The following is a 2238-nucleotide window of genomic DNA, read 5'->3' on the forward strand; positions in this document are numbered from 1 at the left end:
AGATCGTGGCGTCCAATGTGCTGAATCGCATGGGTCTGAGCGCTGGTCGCTACTTCCTGGTGAGCATGCACCGCGAGGAAAACGTCGATGTGCCCGAGAACCTGAGCCACCTGCTTGAAAGCCTGAACGCGCTGGCGAGTACCTACGGGTTTCCCGTGATCGTTTCAACCCATCCTCGCACCAGGAACCGGTTGGAAGCAATCGACCATGGCACACCCCATCCGCTCGTCCAGTTCGTGAAACCATTTGGGTTTATGGACTACAACAAGCTGCAGATGGAAGCCGCCTGCGTGGTCTCGGATAGTGGGACCATCACTGAAGAGGCTTCTCTGCTGAACCTCCCTGCCATCACGATCCGCAACGCCCATGAGCGGCCCGAGGGCATGGATGTCGGCACCTTGATCATGAGCGGCCTCAAACAGGAACAAGTACTCGATGCCGTCAGGGTGGTGCTCGCCCACTTTGAGCGGGGCAGCACGTCGAGACGGCCAGTGACGGACTACGAGGCGTTGAACGTATCGCAACAGGTGCTTCGTGTGGTCATGAGCTACACAGACTATGTGAACCGCACGGTGTGGCGAAAGCAGTGAACACCGCTGCCGCGCTTGTAGCAACGCGCGCTTTGGTCACGGGCGCAAATGGCTACCTGGGCAGGGCGTTCTGCGCCCACGCATCGACTATTGGCTTGCTTCTGCGCGCCAGTGTTCGAACTGCCGCGACAAATCCCTCCGCAACCGCAGGCATTGCCGTTGGAGATGTCGACGGAACAACCGACTGGTCCGTCGCGCTGGAGGACTGCCAGATCGTGATGCATCTTGCTGCCCGGGTTCATGTGATGGCGGACCGCGCAAGCAACCCACTTGTGGAGTTCCGCCTTGTCAATACGGAAGGCACGCTCAACCTCGCAAGGCAAGCCGCCGCCGCAGGCGTGCGCCGCTTCATCTTCGTCAGCTCGGTCAAGGTCAACGGCGAGGAAACGGCGGCAGGTCACCCGTTCTCTGCCATCGACACGCCCGCCCCTCAAGACCCCTACGGCGTCTCCAAGATGGAAGCCGAACAAGGCTTGCGCCAAATCGCTGCCGACACAGGCATGGAAGTCGTTATCGTCCGCCCGCCCCTGGTCTACGGCCCAGGCGTCAAAGCCAACTTCGCATCCATGATGCGCGCCGTGAAACGCAGCATTCCACTGCCCCTGTCCAGCGTCACCCACAACCGGCGCAGCTTGGTCGCCCTCGATAACCTGGTCGACCTTCTCATCACCTGCGTCGACCACCCCGCCGCAGCTAATCAGACCTTCCTGGTGAGCGACGGCGAAGACCTGTCCACGGCCGACTTGTTGCGCCGCCTCAGTCAGGCCATGGACAAGCCGGCCCACCTGTTCCCGGTACCACCTTCGCTGCTGCAACTGGGCGCCAACCTGCTGGGCAAAGGCGACATGGCGCAGCGCCTGCTCGGCAACCTTCAGGTGGACATCAGCCACACCCGCAACACGCTGAACTGGAACCCACCCGTTTCCGTGGACGAAGGCTTGCGGCGGGCTGCCGCGGGGTTGCGGCCATGATCAAACGCCTGTTCGATCTCGCCCTGGCCATTCCAGCAGCATTGGTGCTGCTGCTCCCTGTGGCCAGCATCGCAATGACCGTGCGGCTATCCTCGCCCGGGCCGGCTCTGTATTGGAGCGACCGCGTAGGTCGTCACAACAGGATTTTCAGGATGCCCAAGTTCCGCAGCATGCGGATCGACACACCTGCTGTGGCCACCCATCTGCTCACGGATCCGGCGAAATACCTTACCCCTATCGGGTCCTTCCTGCGCAAGAGCAGCCTGGACGAGCTTCCCCAGCTGTGGAGCATCCTGAGAGGCGACATGAGCTTCGTGGGACCACGGCCCGCGCTGTTCAACCAGCACGATCTGATCGCCCTGCGGACCGAGCAAGGCGTGCACGAACTGGTGCCGGGTCTGACAGGGTGGGCGCAGGTGAATGGCCGCGATGAGTTGCCGATTCCACAGAAGGTGGCGCTGGACGCCGACTACCTGCGGCGTCACACTTTGGCGTTCGACTTGCTCATTCTGTGGATGACGTTTGTGAAGGTGTTGCGCCGCGACGGCGTGACACACTGATAGCTATGAACAACAGGGATTCGGAGAACTCTGCAGCCACCGTGCTGCTGGACATGCCGCGCTTGGCCAAACGGATGGTGGCACTGGCGGTGGATGCGGCGCTGTGCTTGCTCAGCG

The 2238-nt window shown here is 61.8% G+C and carries 3 protein-coding genes; all 3 read left to right on the forward strand.

All coding sequences use genetic code 11. The features are described from left to right. Nucleotides 1–590: UDP-N-acetylglucosamine 2-epimerase (locus RMO40_RS08490; RefSeq protein ID WP_309719055.1), on the forward strand; the 590-nt coding region annotated here is incomplete at its 5' end. Further along, nucleotides 587–1561 carry an NAD-dependent epimerase/dehydratase family protein gene (locus RMO40_RS08495; RefSeq protein ID WP_309719059.1) on the forward strand — a complete coding sequence of 325 codons (975 nt, stop codon included), beginning with the start codon at nt 587–589 and terminating at the stop codon, nt 1559–1561. The genes RMO40_RS08490 and RMO40_RS08495, both read left to right, overlap by 4 nt. After that, nucleotides 1561–2121, forward strand: a complete 561-nt coding sequence (locus RMO40_RS08500) for a sugar transferase (RefSeq protein ID WP_309719063.1) — start codon at nt 1561–1563, stop codon at nt 2119–2121. The genes RMO40_RS08495 and RMO40_RS08500 overlap by 1 nt, the downstream gene beginning before the upstream one ends. Nucleotides 2122–2238 lie beyond the last annotated feature (117 nt).

Source organism: Rhizobacter sp., assembly GCF_031412075.1.
GTDB lineage: Bacteria > Pseudomonadota > Gammaproteobacteria > Burkholderiales > Burkholderiaceae_C > Rhizobacter.